This window comes from Pseudomonas sp. LBUM1673 (assembly GCF_059695645.1).
This window is the reverse complement of record NZ_CP166780.1, coordinates 4,559,547-4,581,429: the sequence shown is the minus strand read 5'-3', so window position 1 is coordinate 4,581,429 and position 21,883 is coordinate 4,559,547. Positions and strand designations below refer to the sequence as shown.

Sequence of the window (21,883 nt, the reverse complement as noted above, 5' to 3'; positions counted from 1 at the left end):
AGTTAACCGTAATCTATGTGGGAGTGGCGGTTCGGCGATCCGACTTGCTCGCGAAGACGGAGGCACAGTCAACATTGATGTCGCCTGATACACCGCTTTCGCGAGCAAGCCCGCTCCCACAAAGTCCGCGCCTTAACTGACTGGCATTTGTATGAGGCGCGGACTTTTTGGGTCTTAATGGGATGAGGCCCTGGCAGGCGTACCTGCGAGGGCCAATGGCTTGTGATTAGCGCTCTCTGATAACGAAGACCGATTGCGAACCCGACTCAGCCTTTAGAGCGCCACCCAGCAGCCATACCACCTTGTTTTCTGCGTTAGCGGTATTCAGTGCTTGATGTGCGTCGCTGCCAATTCTGGCAAGCAGATGCGGATCGGCAAGTTCCGAGCCCGGTGATGTGTCGTGCGCAAGAGTATCTTTCTTGATCGCCCCCAACTTCAGGAAGAAAACATTGTCATGGTTCGCTCGCTTGAATACCAACGTAGGCTTTCGGTGTTCATGAGTCAGGGGAAAGACGTCATAGCCACTGCGGACCAGCAAGGCCCCTACCAGGCGCCTGAGATTGTAGTCCGAGGCATCTGCTGTGTAGTGATTCCACTCCACGGGGAAATGCTGGGGGTCGAAGGTGAGCCGTTGCAGCGGTCCGTCAGCGTCAGGAGGCAGTCTTATAATTTTTTTCCCGGCGATCTCAGTGGCGGCAGTCACGGGAAGCATATTCATCGGATCGGCGAATGCAGGCGTTGTGGGGAACGGTTTTTGGTTCCACTGTTGCAAAACCGCCTGGATATTAATCAATCCGGTTGTAGTGATCACGGGCGAGTTATCAGAGAGCTCGAATAGTTTTCTGGCGACGGCCCGGGACGTGAGATCAGAAAAATCCATGAATGTGTCAGAGACCGACAGCGACAGCGGCTTGTCAAAAAACCGCTTGCCTGGTCGGACTTCCCTCGGGTCGTAGCTCATGCGGAAAGTCGCCACGGGCTGCAACGAGGGTGCGTCTTGCAACATGCGCTCGAAGGCATCGAAGTGTGAGGGGGCAAATTCAGGGTGTTGCAGGAAGTAAACCTTGGGTACGTGATTAGTCGCCGAACCGAGGGGCACGATCGGATAATGAAGCCAGCCTAACTGGACGGATTCTCCGGTAACGGGTTTGTTTATTTGACCCCATGGCAACCAGAAGTAGGGGGTTTGCCCTGTCCGATCGACAGCACCATGATCAAGGGGATATCCGGGGCGTGCGCCTGCATTGGACGAATCGACATTATCATCGAGTCGTGGGCGCTTGCCTGGGCTGGAACCTGATTCTTCATCGGCCGCAGATGATTGATGACTATCAGCTCGAGGACTTTCTTCTGTGGAGGTGGCGTTCTGTGGTTTTCGTTGCCAAAGTTTTGAACCTTGAATCCGTTCAAGTACCGGCCCGGACGGATCGCGTGCGGCAAGGCCGGTCGATTGATAGTCGCCCACAGCATTTTTGCGGATCAGGGTCGTGCCTTCGGTGGCGGTATCGACAAACATTCTGCCCAGGCTGTCATAGCGGATTCCATCCGTTTCCCTGGCTTCTGGCAGCCGGGTCGCCAGCTCTTGGGAAATGACTTTCATCGGTCGAGTGTCCATCGGCGCTGCGATAGTCGGCACGGTTGCGCTCGAACCTTCTGCGGTCGTTACCCAGCCCGGTCGTTCGATGCGCCAACGCGGCTGGCCTTCAATCTTTGCCAGGATCGGGCCAGGCACTCCAGGTGCAAAGGAAAGGGGAACCAGGTATTCGCCCTGGCGGTTGCGTTCGACCATGAACCGGCCTTCGTCTCCTATTTCGGCGTATATCCTGAGATCCGGGCTATGGAAGAGTCCTGTATTTTCTCCGGTCGGGACCAACTCGACGTACCTGTTCCGGGGCCAGGCAATCTCGCTGAGGGCGGTCTCAAACATACGGGGGGTGGAGCCAGGCATGTCGGTCACGACCACAGACGGCTGATGAGTGACTCCGCCCGTGGAAGTATCGGATGAGTGTGCGCCGGGTGTTGAATCCTCAGCTTGCACAGGCGGGCGAGGGCGACCGGTATTGATGTGCTCGCTTGCGACCGGGCTATTCTCCGACGTCGGCCTGGTAGTTGTGGACGAGGGGTCGGATGAACGAGAGCCCGGAACTTTCTTGGGTGGTTTAGCCATTAATCTGTGATCCAATAAATTACTGAAATATTTTTTAGAATGATGGAGATTTCATTCACATCATGAATGGTTTGTTTGCTCGGATAACAGTCTCGACATATTCGGGCCCCACGAGAGTTTTTCAGAGGCCTGAAGTGTCGTGTTTTCTATTAGGATTTTGCAGTTGTCCAGCACGGTTTGAAGCTGCGGAGCACCTATTGGGGGTGTAGAGTTCAGGCCGGTCAGTACTAGCTCATGGCAACGTGTTAGCTGATGTGCACAACGATTGAGTACCTTAAGTTGCGTGTAAGCAATGGTGCGGGACTTGTCAGTGTCAAGGGTCCACCTGCGTTCCGGCAAGCTGTAAGTTAAAGTGCCTTGGGTGAGATCTCTCATGGCGATATTTCGAACTGCCAACGTTCTGGTCGCTATGGATGAAAACGCCTCGGGCAGCGCCGTTGCAGAATCGGAGGGAGGGTCAAAGTACCTTGCATCGAGGCCCTCTATATAGACATCTTCGAAGAGCAGATCGACGGCATAGATAATGCCTTTTGATGTAATGACGCGGACCTGATCAATAAGATCTTCAGGGTTGTTATATTCAGGCAGGTGAATAACATTACCCCCGATCTGTAATGTTTTTTTCACCAGTTTGATATCTATATTGTCGAGGTCTGTTGCGTCAAACTCCCAGGTGGAGGCAAATGGCAATTTGGGTACGGGGTCGGCAACAGCACCTGGAGTGGATATACGTAATGTCATGTCGGTGCTGAGGTGAATAAAGTATGTAGAACCCTCGCCCTCCAGATGTTCGATTGCGGTTTGCTCAGGGTAAGAGGTGAGCTTGACGCATTTCCCCCCGGTGCCTAGAAAATGTGGTTCGGTGTCGAGAGGCTGGTGATGAAGATGTTCTACTTTTCGGGGCTCCAATGGTAATGGAACGTCGATGTTCCACTCCATATAACCATTTATCCGGTACATATCGTTTTTAAATACACTGTCGGGCAAATCGGGAAGCTTGGCTCGATAAGAAACTCCATCGTTCATGACCAGAATGAAGTGATGATTGAAGTCTAACCAGGGGGCGGTGAGTCGGTTGGGTCGGTTATGGAGCTGTCGCACTCCGGAATAGGGAGTGCTGGCCAGATTCTTGATAGTCAACCGCTTGGTGTCAAAGTGAAAAGTCAGGTCGCACTCCTTATACAGGATGCGGTCAAAGTCGCGTTCGCGATTCAGGTCTGCGCTGTAATGAGCCGCGACGCGAGTCAGTTCATGACTGGCATAATCCAGATAAAGAGTGGTAAGAGCATTTCGGCTGTGCTGTTTTACGGTGAGCGTTGTGTGTTCATTGACTCGTGAAATGAAGTAGTTCGTGTTTTTATCGTGGGCGACCGAGTATTCGGAGTTGTAGAGTAAGACCGGTTTTTTTGTGATTCCTTGTTGAATTATGATTACTTCAATATCGAATGGGTCATCGGTCTCAATTATTTCAGGGAGTTCGGGTGTCAAATGAAACCCGTCTTTTGTAATGAAAGTCAGTTTGTTGTTTTTCAGTTGCCGTTGATTGCCGACTTGCTTGTAGACTTCCTTGATGTTTACAAGTTTTTTGTGGGTGTCGTCGAGATCAAATCTTGAAGTGATGACCAGTTGCTGTTCTTCTATCGTCCAGCTTTCAATCAGATCCATCCTCCAGTCCAGTGCAATGAGACTATCGTCCGCACCGTCTTCGAAAATAGACACATGGCCGGCATTATCACCGACCTTATTACCGATTTTATGGGCGATGAAATATTCATCCTTCCCGGCCCCACCCGCTGCCGACCCGTTCCCGTTGAGAAGATGGATTTGGTCATCCCCGGCACCCGCGGAAATGAAATCCGTACCCCGAGACTTGATGATATTCGGGCCGTCTGTGCCCTTGACATCGTTTGTCGCGCCCGCCAGGGTTTCAACATTCTCAATGCGCTCTACCAGAGTATGGAAAGCGTATCCAAGATGATTGTCAGCGGAAGGGTCCGGGATAATGACAGACAGGGTCCCAGCGGTTAAATCGATGTCATATCCCCATCGTTCTTTGTTGTGCCCGGTGACTTTGCCAGCCAGGATCAACGTGTCGTTGCCTGAACCACCTTTCAATTTGGAGTGTTCAGAACTCAGAGGTCCTTTATCAAGCAGTTCCGCGGCGCCCTCGAAGATGAACTCATCATCTTTTTCGCCGCCGGTCAGGTCTTTTTTCCCCGCTCCGTAATGGAAAGAGTTTGGCTTTTTCTCAGTACCTATAATGGTGTCTCTACCGCCTCCAATGAACCACAGAACACCTTTGTGTTCCGCCGGTGTTCCGAATACTGCCCCAGGTGTATCACTATTAACGCTCATGCGGGCATCTATTGTGTCGTCGCCATCATTTATTTTTGGGCGTTTGACGGTCTCGTATTTCTCTTGTCCGGTCCACCAACTGGTGGTCTTTATCTGCGTCGGCTTGAGTTCCACATCAAACTTACCGTTTACGATAACTTCCGTGTTGTCCTTTAATTCACCATCCAGTAATTTTCTGGCCATGGCTTGCAGCTGTTTCGAGTGTTCAGTCGTTGCTTTAGCAATGGCGTGGCGATTCTGAATATTTTCGTCCGGGCTGATTCCCCAGAATGCGAACCAGCCTGTGCGCAGGCGCTCGTGGGCGGTGAGCTCTATGTAGTCGTCGATATCATCGACTGCGCGAATGGCTGCCCATATCTGTGACCCGGCGACCAAAAAAAGTCCTGCTACCAATCCCACCGGGCCGGCAAACGAGAAGCCTGCCAATGCCGCCGCGCCGAGTATGATGCTCATGGCGGCACTGGTGACGCTCAGGCCTGCGCTGACGTAATGATCAATGGCCTCCTTGTCGGTTGCATTGGCTGCAGCGTTGAAGGAGTTGACTGCGCAGATAATGTCGAAAGGCAGCGTCAGTGCACTGGCAATCAATCCTCCCCCACGTCCCAGCCTTACAGCAAATCGGGTTTTAGCGAAGTCCTTGTAGGCACTTTGTCCGGCCTTGATCATTTGCGTGGCTTTTTGCGCCACAGCCACTTCGACAGCTATTGAGGTCAATTCCGCCGAGATGCTAGCGCCATTAAATATTGTTTCATATGAGTCCTTGTTTTTGATGGCGTCTTGAAGGCCGCGCAGGCCACTGTAAATTCCGAAGGCCTGGAGCCCCACGCCCGTGCCGGCCATACTGCTGCTTTTTACCCGGTTGACCCAATGAGGCGTTTTCTTTGGCAAGTGCGCGTGGCGTATATCGAGCTTTTGCGCCGATTTTAGAAGTTTTTCCAGTTTGTTCCGGTATCCGTCCGGTTCAGCTTGCGCTTCAAGACCATCCTTCAACATCGGAGGGGCGGTTAACGGACGCCGACTTGCGATCTCGAAAAGTAATGATGGCAGTAGATAGTTGTCCGCGTCAGCGGTCATTTTCATGCGTGCTTCAATATCAACTGAACTGAACTGTAACGAATTGACAAAGGATCGCTTGGGCGTGCGAAAAAAAGTGTTATGGCCATTCAAGTGTCGACCGTCAACGGTTGCACCTAATGCATCCAGGGATACACGGGTCACTAAAAAAGAACCAATTTTAAGAGGACCAAATAGCTCGTCGACAACTTTCAGTTGTGCCTTTTTGCGACTTCGCTCCGGAATGTTTTGTGATGTGTCGTCGCTCTCAAAGTCAATGGTCGAGGGCGTGCGTTCGTTCGCCTGAAGAACGATGTCCGTAATCTCTACGGCGTTGTCATGATGTATAGATGAGGGCTCGAAAACAGTGGCCATTGAGAACATCCTTGTTCTGCTATTGAGTATGGAGTTGCAGTCCTATGCTAGTGGCGTGTTCAAGGTGGTGTATATCTGTGGGTTGTTGCTATGTATTACGATTGGCGGGCGTGCGCCATCTGCAGACGACCCTAACTAAATGCAGTCGATGAGCGGGGAGCAAGGGGGGAGCGAAGTTGCTGCCATCTTTGACAGGCAACTTCACAAGTCAGGATGGCAGTCGGGACGGGTCAAACAGAAAGTTAAAGATACAATTCGAGAGCGTCAGTGGCTACTCAGCAAGGAAGCTGCACCCGCGCCGCCGAATAACCCGGCACTGATTCGGTTAAACCAGCTTTGCCCCTTGCCACTGCGCAGATACCGTGCCGCTCCATGGGCACCCAGCCCATACGTCAATTTGCACAGCAGATCCAGCACCATCCAGGTCGCAATCATCACCAATAGCTGTGGCAGGAACGGCTGCTCGTCGCTCAGAAACTGCGGCAGGAACGCGGCAAAGAACAAAATGTCTTTCGGGTTACTGGCGCCGAGCATGAACGCGCGCTCAAACAGTGCACGAAAGCGTGGCACCGGCGCAGCCTGAGGCACTTCAGCACCTTGGGATGGCAGACGCGATTGCTGCCAGCTCTGCCAGGCGAGGTAGAACAGGTACAGCGCGCCGACGATTTTCAGGGCGCTGAATAGCTGTTCCGACGCCAACAACAATGCGCCCAGACCCAAGGCCGAAGCACTGAGCAGGCAGATAGACGCAATCACGCCCCCTAGAAACGCCGGGTAAGAGCGGCGCAAACCGTAATTAAGACTGTTGCTGATCATCAGCAGAGACAGCGGCCCCGGGATCAGGATTACCACCAGCGCAGCGCCGCTGAACAGCAGCCAGGTTTCCAGACTCATCACTTTCCTCCATTAGTGCATAAGCCCCACCCTACGGGGTGAGGCTGGTTTGAAACGCGTACCGCGTGGCCGCTTACAAGAAGATGAACTTGGCGATGAAGATCGCGCAGAGCACCCACAGGCTGACGGAAATTTCCTTGTACTTGCCGGTGCCGGCCTTCAACGCCACGTAGGTGATGAAGCCCAACGCAATACCGTCGGCGACAGAGAAGGTCAGCGGCATCATGATTGCGGTGACGATCGCCGGAATGCTGTCGGTCGCTTCGTCCCACTCGATGTGCGCCATGCCGCCCATCATCAGCATCGCCACGTAAATCAGCGCACCGGCGGTGGCATAAGCGGGGATCATGCCAGCCAGCGGTGCAAAAAACATTGCGGCTATAAATAGCACACCGACGGTCACAGCGGTAAGACCAGTCCGACCACCTGCCGCTACGCCAGCGGCACTTTCTACATAGCTGGTAACCGGCGGAACGCCAACCACCGCACCGAATACGCTGGACGCACTGTCGGCTTTCAGGGCGCGGGAGAGGTTCTCGATCTTGCCGTCGGCGTTCACAAGGCCGGCACGCTGGGCGACGCCCATCAAGGTGCCAGCAGTGTCGAACATGTGCACGAAGAGGAAGGCAAGCACCACGCTGATCATACTGACGTTGAATACGCCGGCGACGTCCATGGCCATCCAGGTCGGGGCCAGACTCGGTGGGGCTGACATGATGCCCTCGTAGTGCACCAGGCCCAGGCCCCAGCCGGCGAGGGTCACGGTGATGATGCTGATGAGAATCGCACCGAACACTTTGTGGTAGCTGAGCACAGCAATCATCAGGAAGCAGATGGCAGCCAGCAGCGGACCAGGCTCGCGCAGGGAGCCGAGCTTGATCAGGGTGGCTGGGCTGTCGACGACGATGCCTGCGGTTTTCAAACCGATCAGCCCCAGAAACAGGCCCACGCCAGCGCCCATGGCAAAGCGCAAGCTCACCGGGATGCTGTTGAGCAGCCATTCGCGGATCCGGGAGAAGGTCAGGAACATGAACAACACACCGGAAACGAACACTGCACCGAGGGCGGTTTCCCAGTTGTAGCCCATGGTGCCGACCACGGTGTAGGTGAAGAACGCGTTCAGGCCCATGCCCGGCGCCAGGCCGACTGGCCAGTTGGCGTACAGCCCCATCAGCAGGCAACCCAGCGCGGCAGCGATGCAGGTGGCGACGAACGCGGCACCGTGATCGATGCCAGCATCGGCCATGATGTTTGGGTTGACGAAGATGATGTAGGCCATGGTGATGAAGGTTGTCAGACCGGCGATCAGCTCGGTCTTCACCGTGGTGCCATGCAAGCTGAGTTTGAAGATGCGCTCCAGCCAGCCATTGCGTAATGGCGGCGAGAGTTCCAGCGTCGAGGCTTCGGATTTGCGGCTTTCCACAGCGAGTACTCCTCAAGAGTTTTATTGTTATTTCCAGGGCCGGACCCATGAGGGTGGCAGCGGCCCTTTGAGGCACTTGCGAATTTGTTGACCTATTGATCAGGAACTCGCACGAAGCGAATTATGCTTTTGTATACAAATAAAGCAAATAATGTTTTTGATTTTGTAGACGAAAAGTTTGGCAATAGGGATATATCGCCAGGAAGGACGCCTTCGCGGGCAAGCCCGCTCCCACAGATGAGCGCATTCTCCTGTGGGAGCGTGGCTTGTCCGCGATAGCTTTAGATCAGTCGACACACATGTTGCGGGTGGAGCATTCAGTCAGCTACCACCTGACTTTTACCCAACGCGAGATTCACCGCCAACCACCCATTCACCGCTGTCTCCCCGGCCTCGGCAAACACCCGCTCCAGCAATTTCACCTGCTCACGCCGCAACGACTGCTCGAACCGCGCGCCTTCCACGGTTAACTCCAGCAGCCGCTTACGCTTGTCGGTTTCGGACGCAACGCTGTCTACCAGATGCATTTCCAGCAGCTGGCGTAACGGAATGTTCAGCGCCTGCTTGCTCACGCCGAGCAACGCCAGCAACTCTTTGACGCTCAGGGCAGGGTAGCGGGCGATGAAAAACACGATGCGTTGGTGCACCCGGCTCAAGCCTCGACGCTCGAGCATTTCATCAGCCTTGGCGGTGAAAGCCTGGTAGCCGAAGAAAAACGCTTCCATGGCTTGTTGCTGAGTGCTGGGGTTTTTAAGGTCAAGCATATTGACGTATTCGCTCGCTCTGTCGTAATTTCGGTCAACCAGTTTGACTCATTTCCCTCAGGCCTCGCTACCGGTGACCCCATGGCTTTTTCCGAACGTGTCTCGCGCCTTAAAAGTTCTTTGATCCGTGAAATCCTCGCCGCCGCCCAGCGCCCGGAAGTGATGTCGTTCGCTGGCGGCTTGCCGGCCGAAGCCATGCTGCCAAAAGTCGAGTGGGCGGACATGCCATTATCCATGGGGCAATACGGCATGAGCGAAGGCGAACCAGCGTTGCGTGAGGCGCTGGCGGCCGAAGCCCGAGCGTTGGGCGTGCCGTGCGAGGCGAGTCAGGTGCTGGTGGTCAGCGGTTCCCAGCAAACCCTCGATCTGGCGGCCAAGCTCTACATCGATAAAGGGACCGAGATCCTGCTCGAAGCACCGACGTACCTGGCGGCGTTGCAGATTTTTCAGCTGTTCGGCGCCGACTGCATCACGGTCCCGCTGGAAGCGGATGGCCCGAACCTGACGCAGCTGCGCAGTCGTCTGGAAAAACACAAGCCCGCGTTCATCTACCTGATTCCGACGTTTCAAAACCCGTCGGCGGTGCGCTACAGCGAGGCCAGGCGCGATGCCGTCGCAGCGTTGCTCGATGAGTTCGGCGTGACCCTGATTGAAGACGAACCCTACCGCGAATTGACCTTCGACGGCGGCGATGCCACTCCGATCGTCAGCCGCTTGAACAAGGCCAGCTGGATCTACACCGGCACCGTGTCGAAAACCCTGTTGCCGGGACTGCGAATCGGTTATCTGATCGCCAGTCCAGACCTGTTCCCACACTTGCTGCGGCTCAAGCAATCGGCCGATCTGCACACCAACCGCATCGGGCAGTGGCAAGCGCTGCAATGGATCGGCACCGAGAAATACCAGCAGCACCTGAGCGAACTGCGCAACTTTTACCGGGTTCGTCGGGATGCGTTCCAGTCCGCACTGGAAAGGCATTTTTGCGATCTGGCGCAGTGGAACGTTCCGCAGGGCGGGTTGTTTTTCTGGCTGACGCTCAAGCAGCCGCTGGATACCCGCACGCTACTCAAATCCGCATTGGCCGAAGATGTGGCGTTCATGCCGGGCGAGCCGTTTTTCCCCGAGCCGGACAACAACCCCGGCCATCTGCGGCTGAACTTCAGCCACATCGACCCGGCGCGGCTGGACGAAGGGCTCAAACGATTGGCGGCGGTGGTGCGCCAGGCCCAGGCGGCAGAAGCGGCCTGAGGGGAGGGTATAAAACAATAAACCGGCCAATTGGCCGGTTTATTTTTGTCTGTGATTTGTAGTGCTTGTGCCCGCGAAGAGGTCATCAGAAACACTACAAAACCATCAGGCTGCAGCAAACCGCTTATCCAGATAATCAATGATCACCTTGGACTCATACATCCAGGTGGTCTGGCCATTCTCTTCGATGCGCAGGCACGGCACTTTGATCTTGCCGCCTTGCTCCAGCAGAGCCTGGCGATCCTGTGCATTGTTCTTCGCATCGCGCAATGCTACCGGAACGTTCAGGCGACGCAGGGTGCGGCGGGTTTTCACGCAAAACGGGCAGGCGTGGAACTGATACAGGGTCAGGTTTTTGGCGGCCGTTTCGACCTGCGCCTGAGCAGCGGCAGGGCGCTGCTTCTTGCCTGGACGAGTGATGAAGTCGATGAAGATGATCAGTTGGCCGAGGCCGATACGAAGCGCTTTAACAAACACGGGATAAGCCTCTCGGTGCAAATGTAGAAAGGCGCGCAGCTTACCTGATTTTCACAGACGAAAAAAAACCGGCGATGAATGCCGGTTTTCTTCGTGCTGCGGGCTTACTTGATCAGGCTGAGAAACTCGCTGCGGGTGGCCGCGTTTTCGCGGAACTCGCCGAGCATCACCGAGGTGATCATCGTCGAATTCTGTTTCTCCACACCGCGCATCATCATGCACATGTGCTTGGCCTCGATGACCACCGCAACGCCCAGGGCGCCGGTGACTTGCTGGACCGCATCGGCGATCTGGCGGCTGAGGTTTTCCTGGATCTGCAGGCGACGGGCGTACATATCGACGATGCGCGCGACTTTCGACAGCCCCAGGACCTTGCCACTCGGGATGTAGGCAACGTGGGCCTTGCCGATGAACGGCAGCAGGTGGTGCTCGCACAACGAGTAGAGCTCGATGTCCTTGACCAGCACCATCTCGCTGTTATCGGAGCTGAACAAGGCACCGTTGGTGACCTCTTCCAGCGTCTGTTCATAACCGCGGCAGAGGTACTGCATGGCTTTGGCGGCACGTTTTGGCGTGTCGAGCAGGCCCTCGCGGGAGGCGTCCTCGCCCAATTGGCCGAGAATCTCGGTGTAATTCTGTTCCAGTGTCACAGGGGCTGATTCCATAAGGGTTTCAGAGGGGTACTGTTTCAGTCTGTACCAATTTTGTACCAATCCAGCTGTTTTCGAGCTTCCCGAGTTCACCCCAGTTGGTGCTGGAGTTTATCCATCGGGCGTAGGTCGATAGCAGCATCTGAACGCTATGACCGAGCTGAGTGGCAATAAATGCAGGGTTCATACCCGCCATGAGGCACATGGTAGCGTATGTGTGTCGGCAGTTGTATTGCCGGCGGGCGCGAAGCTTCAAATCGGTCAGCGCCGCCTGGAAGTGTTTGTCGGTCACACTAGCCTGCTGGATGAACTCGAAATTCTTGGTTGGCGGGAACACAAACGGCGACTCTGCTGCGTGCGTTGCTTGGCCACGCGCTCGGCTGCCTCTATGGCGTGCAAAGCGCGACTGTTGAGCATGACCTGCCGGATATTGCGGGTTTTGGTCCGTTCCTCAATCTTTTAGTCCGCGACGGTCCGACACACGTTGACCAGGCGCTTCTCCTTGTCGACCTCGTCCCAGCGCAACGCCGCCATTTCACTCGGGCGCATTCCGGTATAGAAGGCGAACTCGAAGTACGCCGCGTAGATCCGCATCGAGTGGGTCAGGGTCTTGTACAGGTGGTCGATGATTGCGTCAGCCTCCGCCACCGTGAAGGGGTCAATAGGCTTCTTGGTTTTCGCCGGCAGCTCGATGGACTCGACCGGGTTGCGATTGATCAGCCCATCTTTCACCGCGGTGCCGAACACTGTGGTCAGCCGCTGAATGGCCGAACGCTTCACGCCTGGAGATTTCCACTCGGTGCTGCCGACGATCTTGCGCAACATCGGGGAGGTGATGCTGTCGATGGGCAACCGCGCCAGGTAGCGATTGAGGAGCCCGACGACTGCAACCTCAACCTGCGCGGGCAGGGCGACAGCATCAAGCTGGCCAAGGAGCGTCTGAAAACCTTTCGCCGCTCCAAGATCATCATCGGCGGCACGCCGACCATCAAAGGCTTGTCAGCCATCGATGCCGAGCTGGAGCTGTCAGACAAGCGCGTCGGTCTCGTGCCGTGCCACGAATGCGGCCAGGAACACGCGCTGAGCTTCGACAATCTGCACTGCGATGAGGATCCGCAGTACCTGCACGAGGTGTACGGCAAGAAGCGGCCGGAGAAAGTCTTCTACTCCTGCTCCCGCTCCTGCTCCTGCCCGCACTGCGGTGCGATCTGGGATGACAACCAGAAGAACGCCAACCTCAAGCATGGGCGTTGGTCGGCCACGGCGGAGTTTCGTGGGATCGCCGGCTACATCCTCAACGAACTGTACGCGACGTTTTGGGGATCGCGCTTCCAGGTGCTGATGGAGAAAAAGCTCCAGGCCGAACATGCGGCGGCGCAGGGCAACATCGGGCCGATGATCGCCTTCGTCAACAGCTCCAAAGGCGAGAGCTACGAGTACCAGAGTGATGCACCGAAGACCGATGAGCTGGAGAAACGCGCCGAACCCTACGCGGAACTGACGGCGCCTAAAGGCGTGCTGCTGATCACCGTCGGCGTCGACGTTCAAGGTGACCGCCTGGCGCTGGTGATCACTGGCTGGGGCCGGGGCGAAGAGTCCTGGCGGTTGTATTGGGGTGAGCTGCATGGCAATCCCATCGACCCCCATGACAGCGTCTGGCAGGAACTGGATCGGGTCATCTCCCGGCCGATTCCCACCGAGGGCGGTGCGCAGTTGGCGGTGTCGGCGGTCAGCATCGACAGCTCCGACGGCAACACCAGTGACGCCGTGTACACCTACGTGCGGGATCGTCAGCGCTACAACGTCATGGCCATCAAGGGCGCGTCCATCGACAGCCGCGACAAGGAGATCTTCACCAAGCCGCCGCAGTCGGTCGACACCTCACAAGACAACACCAAGGCCGCTAAATACGGCCTGCGGGTGCACATCGTCGGCACGCACAAGGCCAAGACTTTGATCGACGGCCGTCTGCGGCTGAAGGGTGTCGGGCCGGGGCGCATGCACTGGTACAGCGAGATCCGCTCGGACTACTACGAGCAGCTCACCAATGAAGTGCTGGCACCGCACCCACGTAACCCCAGCAAGATCGATGCCGGCAGTGGCGGCACAGTGTCAGCCGCCACCACAACCGGCGGCATGGTTCATGGCGCCACAAGATCCCAACTTGCCCCGGCGCATGCTCAACGAGTTATCGGCATCACCGATGCCGTCGACGAAGGATTGATCGCGTTGGCGGCCTGTCAGGCTTACGCCAAAGAAGTCTCAACAACGAAGTGAAAAAGAGCGACCGAGTTGGATGCGTCAACATCCAACCCGGCCGCCGTCCCTGCGATGGTCCCTGCAAGCCCAGACAAGGCATACAGTAAAATGTCTACACCTATCATCCCTTGGGCGGGCAGCAAACGCTGCCTGGACGGCCGCCTCATCCCGTTCATCCACCTCACGATGCTACGTCAAAGTCTTTTCCGATCATGCCTTGTTCTACTTCATGCGTTCCCAGTGGTGCCCGTGGGGAGCTCAACGACATTAGTGGCTTGGTTCATTGAACAATACGCGTCAGACTTGCTCTGTCGGTGTTAACTTTTGTCGGCTCCTTGCTCTACGTTGTTGTGCGAAAGGTAATTTTGCGCAAAGGTCGCTTAGGATGTTAGCATTTGGCTTTCGTTCAGTCTTCGAGACTCTTCTGAGTAACCTAATATCGGTGTCACTGCAGGATATTTTAGGTTGTTCTCTTGAATCGTGCTTAGGCTTGGAGTTTGGGGTTCATCGAGTTTTCCACCTGTATCATTGTTTTTTATCACAGGAATACCATTGATAATTTCGTATTATTTATCCAATCCATGGAAAGCGAGATGCCAAACTTAGTGGGGTGGGTTCTTAGCTGATGAGCGCGCTATTAGAAGTGCAAGGGCCGTGGAAGAAATACTCAAGAGATTTAAGCTCTTCAGTAAAATACGCAGCTAGAGATGTACTCTGCGGTGCATTTGCCCGAGGTCCAGGGAATCCTGAACTTCGTGACTTCTGCGCGATATGAACTTCTCACTACAGCGAGGTGAAGTTCTGGCTTTGGTAAGGCAAAGTGGAGCTGGTAAGAGTGCTTTGCTCAAGTGTATAGCAGGGAGGCTCGCTGCCGACCGAGGGAAAGTGAATGACCTCGGAGAATTAGGTTTTCTATTGGAAATGAGTGCAGGGTTTTCCCCTGTTATAAGTGGCCGAGATAACGTCGTACTACGTGGCCGGCTTATGGGTAAGAGCGGCACGTCACTCAAGCGTTACTTGGGTGCGGTAGAAGAATTTGTGGACATTGGCGAGTTCTTTGACTCGCCGGTTCAGTTCTACAGTTCTGGTATGAAATCGCGATTGGGATTCGCTGCTTCGTCAGCCATGAAGCCAGATATCTTAATAATAGATGAAGTATTGGCTGTTGGTGGTCTGGCTTTTCGCTTGAAGTGCTATGAGCGGGTTAACGAACTAGCTCGAAATGCCGCAGTGATATTTGTATCGCATTCAATAGGGCAGGTAGCGCGGATCTGCAATAGAGGTGTTTTTTTAGAAAAAGGTTTTTTAGAAAAGGGGAGTATTCTATTCGATGATAGTGTCCAGAAAGTACTCGAGCTTTACCAGGATAAATTAAGCGGACTGAACGATCTAAAGCGTGGTTGTGGTTATAATGCCGAACTAACTTCCATTTCTCTATTTGTGAATGATGTGTCATTCGAGTTGGGGCGAATTTTGGGCTATGGTGAGATGCTAAAATTGAAAATTGATGTCTCACGACTACCTCATGGTGCTCAACATCGTGTACTTCTCAGAGACGCTTCACAGAGTATAATTATGGATTGGAATTCTGCTCGCTGCGCTACACGCTCGCCTGTCAGAGTAACATCGGTGACAGCAAGTCTTGGACCGGTCGAGCTGAGTCCGGGGGCTTGTTCGCTCTCCTTGCAGGTGACAAGTGCGGATGAAGTTGACCACTTGTGTATACCGGAGTCGGTGCCGTTCCGAGTTGGCGGTGAGTATTATAATGCTGTAATGGTACGGTGCACTGCTCTGTGGGGTTTTAGATGAGCCGTGAGCGTGAAATAGGTCAGTCGCATATTAAAGGTATGGATGGATTACGTGCTATTGGAGTACTAATGGTACTGGTATCCCATCTGTGGCCCCGCCCCGATACAGTCCTTGATTTTTTTCATTTTGGTCGAGTTGGCGTAATTCTTTTTTTTGTAATCAGTGGTTTTTTAGTTACCAAGTCACTTTTAGAGTTGCGGCGTCATGTTAGTAGAGGTGTAAGTACCAGATTTTCGGCGTTCTCCGTATTTTATTATCGGAGGGTGCTAAGGATTTTCCCACTATATTATTTGGCGCTTGCATATCTTTATTGGGTTGCCAAGGATTTGAATGTGACGGAGCATTTGTCTTGGTTGTTGTTTTATTCGTCGAACTATTCCTTCTTTTTCGATATTTCGTTTGGTAATGCTGATCATTTTTGGACGCTTGCGGTTGAAGAACAGTTTTATCTCATAATTCCTTTCTTTGTAATTTTCCTGCCTCCTCATCGTTCTTGTCTTTGGCTTATCTTGCTTTTGATATCCGGCTTGCTGATAAAGATAGTTCTCGCCTATTCGTTTGCTGCTCGTGGTGGATTCTATGTATGGAATTATGCAACACACCCTTTGTGGGGATGTGTAGAGGGCCTCTGTCTGGGGGGGCTGCTGGCCTATAAGCCTTCCGCTATGACCTGGGTGGGTAGCAAGCCAGCTCTGTTGGTGGGTATTCTGATTTTGTTCCTGGTGTCTGTTTATTTTTCTTTTTTTCGAGATGGTATAAATCAGGATGTTTTTTACTCCTCGGTAGCTCATTTGTGTTTTGCGCTGTTCTCTCTGACACTGGTCGCGTACGTCCTACAGCATCAGAGCGGTGGCTTGGTGAAAATACTGGAATGGAAAGCATTCAGGTGGGTTGGGCGTATTAGCTACGGCGTTTACGTCATTCACTATATAGCTAGGCCTGGTGGAGTTGAGTGGGTTGCACGCAATCAAGAGTTTTTTCCTTCTGTGGTGCAACCTTATTTGCTGTTTATTGTAGTTGGCTTGTTTTCGTTAGGCTTGGCGAGTATTTCCTTTATTTTTATAGAAAAACCGTTATTGTCATTAAAGAAATTTTACCCGGTGATGACCGGTAAACACTCACGGCTTGGAAGAAGAGAAGCGAAGCATGGCTAACCTTGAAATGTTGTCGTCCCCATTGTTGATTGGTGGGGCTCCTCGAAGCGGCACTACTGCGCTTTTGCAGGTGCTCAATTCGAATGTTCAGACTTATGTATCTTCAGAGGAGAACCTTCTGAATATGCTTAAGGTGTTCAATAAAGCATTGGGGACACGGGAGCGTCGTTCGCAGGGGCTCGCAGGTGGTATGCGGGAGCTTTCCGTACGTGAGACGCTAACGGTTGACAATATTCATAGTCATAATTTTTCAGATAAGTCCGTCTGGCCCGCGATTCGCTATCTTTATAAGTTTCATCACAAGAGGCTTGGTGGAGATCATGGGCTTGTACTTTGGGGGGATAAGCTGCCTAACTACTACAAGGAATTGTCAAGTTTGCTGTTGCTGCCACGAGTAAAATACCTCCATATTACTCGCAATCCTTACGACGTAATTAATTCTATGCTGCGTCGTACAGAGATGTCTAGGCAAGGTAAAGATTGGTGGAAGGCAATTACAGATGTTGAAAAAATGATTGATGCGTGGGGTGAAGCGTATCAAGCTATTTGTAAGGTCGAGACTAGTAAGGATGTGCTGCATATTCAATATGAGAGCCTCGTTTTTGAGTTCGAAAAAACGGTTGCTTCCATAAATTCATTTGTTGGTGTGGATCAGCGTTACCAAAACGTGATGGTTGATGATCCTGCTAAACACTATGATCGGGTCTTTCTCAATGATGCGGTTCGTCTGGCTATCAGTCAGAACCCTCATGTTGCAAATTATGTTAAAAGGTTTAACAGTGATCTATATCCTGCCGTTGCCTTGTCATTGGTGGGCCTCTGATAGTGTTGCATTCGGCAGATTGATTCTTCGGTTTTTTTGAGAGTTTGATTCCAATGAGGTCGTCTTGATATCTGCTATTTGTGAATATCAAGACGGTTATGCATCGGGCACCTCCGTGACGTCCGTTTTTGGTGTAGGAGCTTTTCGAGGCATACTGGCCGTTCGACGCATTCTTTTGCTTGTGGGAAGACTCGCAAGTGCTTAGTTTGCAAGTCTTTGGCTTAATTGTCTGGTGTTGTTTTTTTGGGTAGGGTGGTTGGTCTTTAGGTCAGGGTAAAGCGTGCTGGTCCGTTTCAGGGCAACATGATTAGATGTACTCAACTTCTTAGTCGCGCGTCAATAAAGCTGAGAATTCGCTCTACGGATGCAGTCAAAGGTTCTGCAGTGGTATCGACTCTTATTTGAGGGGTCAGAGGGGCTTCATAGACGGAATCGATTCCTGTAAAATTTTTGATGAGTCCCTGTCTGGCTTTACCGTACAGTCCTTTAGGATCTCGGCGCTCGCATTCGGCAAGTGGGGTATCAACAAATACTTCTATAAAAGATGCGGCTCCAATTACTGATTTTGCTAAGTCGCGGTCACTACGGAAGGGCGAGATGAAGGCTGTAATCACTATGAGCCCTGCATCAATAAATAATTTTGCTACTTCCGATATGCGTCGAATATTTTCCTCCCTGTCTGCGTCACTAAATCCAAGGTCGCGACAAAGTCCTAGGCGAACATTATCGCCATCCAATAGGTAGGTATGCCGTTCATTCTCCGTCAAGGCCAATTCCAGGGCGTTAGCTAGCGTTGACTTACCCGCACCGCTGAGACCTGTAAGCCAGATCACCAGCGGACGCTGGTGCTTCAAGCGACCCCGTTGATCGCTACCTACCAATGTCGCTTGCGCGACGAGATTTTTAGTCATGCGAATCTATCCATTCCGTCAATTCGGTGAGCTTCCAGTTGCGCATAGTGTAACGGATATTGGTGCGATTTCGGCTGCAGAAACTACTGATAAGCCATAAATTGGCGACGATGGCGGGATGCCGTAGTATCATGCGCAGCTTTCAGTTCGGTTGGTGTAGCGATGTCTAGCTGCGTTATTCCCGCTGTTGCAGGCTCTACGGATAGACGGCTGGGCGTGGTTTTTGAATCTATTGATATATGCATCGAGGACGAAAATGAGTACTGAAACCATCGAATTTCGAGGTTTGAAATACCCTATGGCCGCACTTCAGGTGCTGCTGGCGCAAAGTGCTTCCGCCGAGGTTCGCCGACAATACGAGCGGGAAGGGGAGGACATCTTTGAGACTTTGAAAGGCAGCGAGAAGTTTCAGACTGCTTTTCTTGACTCTGTCGTTACAGCAAGTGCCTTGTATTTTAACAATATTGCACCCCATATTCCTAAAGAGTGCGGGAGAATTTTAGATATCGGGTGCGGTATCGGGCTAATTCCCTTGTTGATTTATAATCAAATTCAAGGTGAGAAGCCGGTATTGTATCTCTTTGATCAATCAATTGACATTGGGAACCTAACGCCTGCCGATATCGCACCTACTGGTTTTAACGAGACTTATAAATTTAGTGCGTCGTTGGATGTTACAAAACAATTTTTGCTTCTAAATGGTGTGGAAGAGAAAAATATAGTGTTGTGTGAAGTTGGTGCTTGGGATATTCGAAGCGCCGAGCCTTTTGACTGCGTCATATCGCGCAAATCATGGGGTTTTCATTACCCGATTGATGAGTATCTCAATGCGGTTTCCGAGCGGGTCAAGTCGACCGGTGTTGTAATTACCGACGTTCGTCGTGGACAAGGTGGGATCGAAAAAATGGAAGCGGCTTTCGGTGTTGTGGACATCATTAGCGCAGAGAAAAAGAGTGACTTGGTTTTGGGGCGGCACTCTTTGTAAAAAATATTGAGTGGGGACAATGCTAGTTGTGATTTGATCTACTTCTATCTAGCAGTCCCCGCTCGATTTTTACTAATCTTACCAAACACTTGATTGGCCTCCTTGCGTTTCTGCACTGCTTAGAATGTGCTTTGCCCATCGTGTTAATTGCATAAGGGCTCCTCCCGAGCGAACTTGTTCTCGTAAGTTCCTTTCGCCACAACTGGGGTGTGGGATTGCCGGATATTGGCGTCAGCTCAATGTAAGAAATAGAACCTGAATCTATCCTTACAGTCGATCTTCTTTAAGGCAGCAACTATAGAGTTTCGACGTCATTTAGCAATGTTCTTGGGTTTATTTTTTGTAATCGCCATAGCGCGTAGAACAGCGGTAAGCGTCCGCTAATCACACCTTGCAACCTTGGGCTTAGCCGACGCTACTGCTTGGAAAAAAATCGTTTTGTGATCATCGCCACAGCCTGCGCCGGGGATGTCAGGGCGGTGTTTATGCTAAACGGAGCGTCATCCCACGCCTCATATTCGTGATCCAGTATAGACTGCCAGGTTGGTGGAGCCAGCCCAGGAATATCAATCTTCCTTGTTTCTACCCGGCGCTGGTGTTCATGTTTATCGGAGCAGATCACTTGGATATTTACTAATGGGGCACCAGAGCGTGAGGAGATTTCGCTCCACGCCTTTCGGCTTTCGATTACTGGGTTAACACAGTCAACTATGACGGTGCTGCCAAAACGAAGATTACTCAAAGCAAGCTCATTGGCGACCATGTAACCACTCCGCCCCACACCTTGTGCAAGAGCACCAGAGTTTCGAATAGCCTGTTCAATCGTATCGATCCGCAGATAAACGGCGCCTGTTTGGGTAGCAAGGTCATTTGCGATAGTCGTTTTTCCGGTGCCTGGAAGGCCGCTGAAGACAATGAGCATTCTATGTCCTTTGGTTAGTGAGTTAGCCTGGGTGTCTGCCAGTTATGGGGCAGCAATTGCGCAATCCCACTCGCCCGCTGCGTCGGTAGCCGCGTGAGCACGTCCTTCAAATAGACATACGGATCATGCCCGTTGAGCCGTGTCGGCTGGATCAAACTCATGATCGCCGCCGCCCGTTTTCCGCTGCGTAGCGACCCTGCGAAGAGCCAGTTCTTGCGTCCAAGAGCCCAAGGTCGGATCTGGTTTTCGGCCCAATTGTTGTCAATGGGTACGGCTCCGTCGTCAAGGTAGCGCGACAGCGCTGCCCAGCGTTTCAGGCTGTAATCCAGTGCTCTGCTGATGGCTGAGCCTTCAGGCACGAGACCGCGCTGGGCCAGCATCCAGGCATGCAGCATCTCCATTACCGGCGCGGCTTTTTCTTGCCGTATTCGGCGCCGTAAATCCGGCTCCAGGTCGCGCACTTCACGCTCGATTTCGTAAAGCAACTGGATGTAGCGCAGGGCCTGTTCGACGAGCATGCTTTTGTTGGTCGCGTGGAGCTCGAAGAACTTGCGCCGCGCATGGGCCATACAGCCGATCTCAGTCACGCCCAGTTCGAAACTGGCCTTGTAGCCACCAAAATCATCACACACCAGCTTGCCCTTCCAGTCTTGCAGGAAGTTGCGAGCATGCTCGCCGGCGCGGCTAGGGCTGAAGTCATAAACAACAGCTACTGTTTCGCAGAACTGGCTGGTGGCGTAGGCCCAAACATAAGAATGGTGGGTTTTCTTTGAGCCCGGCACGAGCATCTGCACGGGCGTTTCATCGGCATGGATAACCTGCTGCCCAAGCACTACCTCGCGCAGTGCATCGACCAGAGGTTGCAACTGCACCCCAGTAACGCCAACCCATTGAGCCAAAGTTGAACGTGGAATCGTCAAGCCGGCACGACCGAAGATCGATTCCTGACGGTAAAGCGGCAGATGGTCAGCAAACTTCGCAATCATGACGTGGGCCAGTAACCCGGCAGTCGGGATACCTTTGTCGATGATCTGCGCCGGAACGGGTGCCTGGATCAGCGTTTCGCAGTCATCGCATACCCACTTGCCACGGACATGACGTTCAACGGTAAACACGCCGGGCGTGTAGTCCAGCTTCTCGCTGACGTCCTCACCGATGCGCTTGAGTGCGCAGCCACATGGGCAGTGAGTGTTGTCAGGTTCGTGATGGATCAACGTGCGTGGAAACTCAGCCGGCAATGCCGTGCGCTTGGGCTTCTGCTTTTTCTCGGTCGCCGCTGACGCTGTTTGCAAGGCTTGAAGCTCTGCTTCAATCGCCGCGATATCGGTATCGATCAGGTCATTGAGCAAGCTGGCCTGCTCAGGATTCATCTGCTCGCTGCGCTTGGCAAACTTCAAACGCTTGAGTTGTGTTATCTCGTGGGTCAGCTTCTCGATAACCGTTTGATCGCGGTTGATTTTCTTGCCCATGGTCTCGACTTGCTGATCGAGCGTCTCGACACGCTGCATCAACTGCGCCGTCAAAGCGCGCAGTTGTTCAGGGGTAAAGTGGTCGAGATTGGGGAGAGAAGTCATGGTGCCGATTTTGCCAGACCAGACAATTCACGGCGATAGA

General features: G+C 53.1%; 17 protein-coding genes and 2 pseudogenes. 7 read left to right on the top strand and 12 right to left on the bottom strand.

Going from position 1 to position 21,883, the window contains the following annotated elements:
- Positions 1 to 226 precede the first annotated feature (226 nt).
- The 5 genes from ACA044_RS21125 to ACA044_RS21105 form a co-directional block, all read right to left on the bottom strand.
- Complete coding sequence (locus ACA044_RS21125; RefSeq protein ID WP_497443115.1) at positions 227 to 1,789, bottom strand: hypothetical protein; 1,563 nt, start codon at positions 1,787 to 1,789, stop codon at positions 227 to 229.
- A 438-nt stretch (positions 1,790 to 2,227) separates the two neighbouring features.
- The gene (locus tag ACA044_RS21120) at positions 2,228 to 5,950 is read right to left on the bottom strand and encodes a calcium-binding protein (protein ID WP_497443114.1); all 3,723 of its coding nucleotides are present in this window, start codon (positions 5,948 to 5,950) and stop codon (positions 2,228 to 2,230) included.
- A 264-nt stretch (positions 5,951 to 6,214) separates the two neighbouring features.
- Positions 6,215 to 6,844 (bottom strand): LysE family translocator, encoded by a 630-nt coding sequence (locus ACA044_RS21115; protein WP_497443113.1) that lies wholly within the window; start codon positions 6,842 to 6,844, stop codon positions 6,215 to 6,217.
- Between the two features lie 73 nt (positions 6,845 to 6,917).
- A complete protein-coding gene (locus tag ACA044_RS21110) occupies positions 6,918 to 8,267 on the bottom strand; it encodes an NCS2 family permease (RefSeq protein WP_497443112.1) in 1,350 nt (449 codons plus the stop codon).
- 317 nt (positions 8,268 to 8,584) lie between these two features.
- Positions 8,585 to 9,031, bottom strand: coding sequence for a MarR family winged helix-turn-helix transcriptional regulator (locus ACA044_RS21105; protein WP_497443111.1), 447 nt, complete (start codon positions 9,029 to 9,031; stop codon positions 8,585 to 8,587).
- A gap of 81 nt (positions 9,032 to 9,112) precedes the next feature.
- On the opposite strand from ACA044_RS21105, the gene ACA044_RS21100 reads away from it, so the two are divergent.
- Positions 9,113 to 10,279, top strand: coding sequence for an aminotransferase-like domain-containing protein (locus ACA044_RS21100; RefSeq protein ID WP_497443110.1), 1,167 nt, complete (start codon positions 9,113 to 9,115; stop codon positions 10,277 to 10,279).
- Positions 10,280 to 10,384: 105 nt separating this feature from the next.
- Here the strand turns inward: ACA044_RS21100 and ACA044_RS21095 are convergent, their stop codons facing one another.
- The 4 genes from ACA044_RS21095 to ACA044_RS21080 form a co-directional block, all read right to left on the bottom strand.
- Positions 10,385 to 10,756 carry a glutathione S-transferase N-terminal domain-containing protein gene (locus ACA044_RS21095; RefSeq protein ID WP_497443109.1) on the bottom strand — a complete coding sequence of 124 codons (372 nt, stop codon included), beginning with the start codon at positions 10,754 to 10,756 and terminating at the stop codon, positions 10,385 to 10,387.
- Positions 10,757 to 10,860: 104 nt separating this feature from the next.
- The gene (gene folE, locus ACA044_RS21090; RefSeq protein WP_320394541.1) at positions 10,861 to 11,406 is read right to left on the bottom strand and encodes a GTP cyclohydrolase I FolE; all 546 of its coding nucleotides are present in this window, start codon (positions 11,404 to 11,406) and stop codon (positions 10,861 to 10,863) included.
- A 22-nt stretch (positions 11,407 to 11,428) separates the two neighbouring features.
- Positions 11,429 to 11,743 carry a site-specific integrase gene (locus ACA044_RS21085; protein ID WP_497443108.1) on the bottom strand — a complete coding sequence of 105 codons (315 nt, stop codon included), beginning with the start codon at positions 11,741 to 11,743 and terminating at the stop codon, positions 11,429 to 11,431.
- A gap of 122 nt (positions 11,744 to 11,865) precedes the next feature.
- Entirely contained in the window at positions 11,866 to 12,231 is a 366-nt protein-coding gene (locus ACA044_RS21080; protein ID WP_497443107.1) for a tyrosine-type recombinase/integrase, read from the bottom strand.
- Between ACA044_RS21080 and ACA044_RS21075 the strand changes: the two are divergent.
- From ACA044_RS21075 to ACA044_RS21055, 5 genes and pseudogenes are all read left to right on the top strand, one after another.
- A pseudogene (locus ACA044_RS21075) lies at positions 12,118 to 13,458 on the top strand (terminase gpA endonuclease subunit); the annotation flags it as partial. The gene ACA044_RS21080 and the pseudogene ACA044_RS21075 overlap by 114 nt on opposite strands.
- Before the next feature lie 45 nt (positions 13,459 to 13,503).
- A pseudogene (locus ACA044_RS21070) lies at positions 13,504 to 13,683 on the top strand (lysis protein); the annotation flags it as partial.
- Between the two features lie 753 nt (positions 13,684 to 14,436).
- Entirely contained in the window at positions 14,437 to 15,474 is a 1,038-nt protein-coding gene (locus ACA044_RS21065; RefSeq protein WP_497443106.1) for an ABC transporter ATP-binding protein, read from the top strand.
- Complete coding sequence (locus ACA044_RS21060; RefSeq protein ID WP_497443105.1) at positions 15,471 to 16,628, top strand: acyltransferase family protein; 1,158 nt, start codon at positions 15,471 to 15,473, stop codon at positions 16,626 to 16,628. Before ACA044_RS21065 ends, ACA044_RS21060 begins: the two co-directional genes overlap by 4 nt.
- Entirely contained in the window at positions 16,621 to 17,451 is an 831-nt protein-coding gene (locus tag ACA044_RS21055; RefSeq protein WP_497443104.1) for a sulfotransferase family protein, read from the top strand. The genes ACA044_RS21060 and ACA044_RS21055 overlap by 8 nt, the downstream gene beginning before the upstream one ends.
- Before the next feature lie 317 nt (positions 17,452 to 17,768).
- Here ACA044_RS21055 and cysC read toward each other — a convergent pair whose 3' ends face one another.
- Entirely contained in the window at positions 17,769 to 18,362 is a 594-nt protein-coding gene (gene cysC, locus ACA044_RS21050; RefSeq protein WP_497443103.1) for an adenylyl-sulfate kinase, read from the bottom strand.
- 256 nt (positions 18,363 to 18,618) lie between these two features.
- Between cysC and ACA044_RS21045 the strand changes: the two genes are divergently transcribed.
- A complete protein-coding gene (locus ACA044_RS21045; RefSeq protein WP_497443102.1) occupies positions 18,619 to 19,347 on the top strand; it encodes a hypothetical protein in 729 nt (242 codons plus the stop codon).
- A gap of 415 nt (positions 19,348 to 19,762) precedes the next feature.
- Here ACA044_RS21045 and ACA044_RS21040 read toward each other — a convergent pair whose 3' ends face one another.
- Together ACA044_RS21040 and tnpC are read right to left on the bottom strand one after the other, a co-directional pair.
- Positions 19,763 to 20,269 carry a P-loop nucleotide/nucleoside kinase family protein gene (locus ACA044_RS21040; protein WP_497443101.1) on the bottom strand — a complete coding sequence of 169 codons (507 nt, stop codon included), beginning with the start codon at positions 20,267 to 20,269 and terminating at the stop codon, positions 19,763 to 19,765.
- Positions 20,270 to 20,283: 14 nt separating this feature from the next.
- Positions 20,284 to 21,843: an IS66 family transposase gene (gene tnpC, locus ACA044_RS21035; RefSeq protein WP_497443100.1), complete on the bottom strand. Its 1,560-nt coding sequence runs from the start codon at positions 21,841 to 21,843 to the stop codon at positions 20,284 to 20,286.
- Positions 21,844 to 21,883 lie beyond the last annotated feature (40 nt).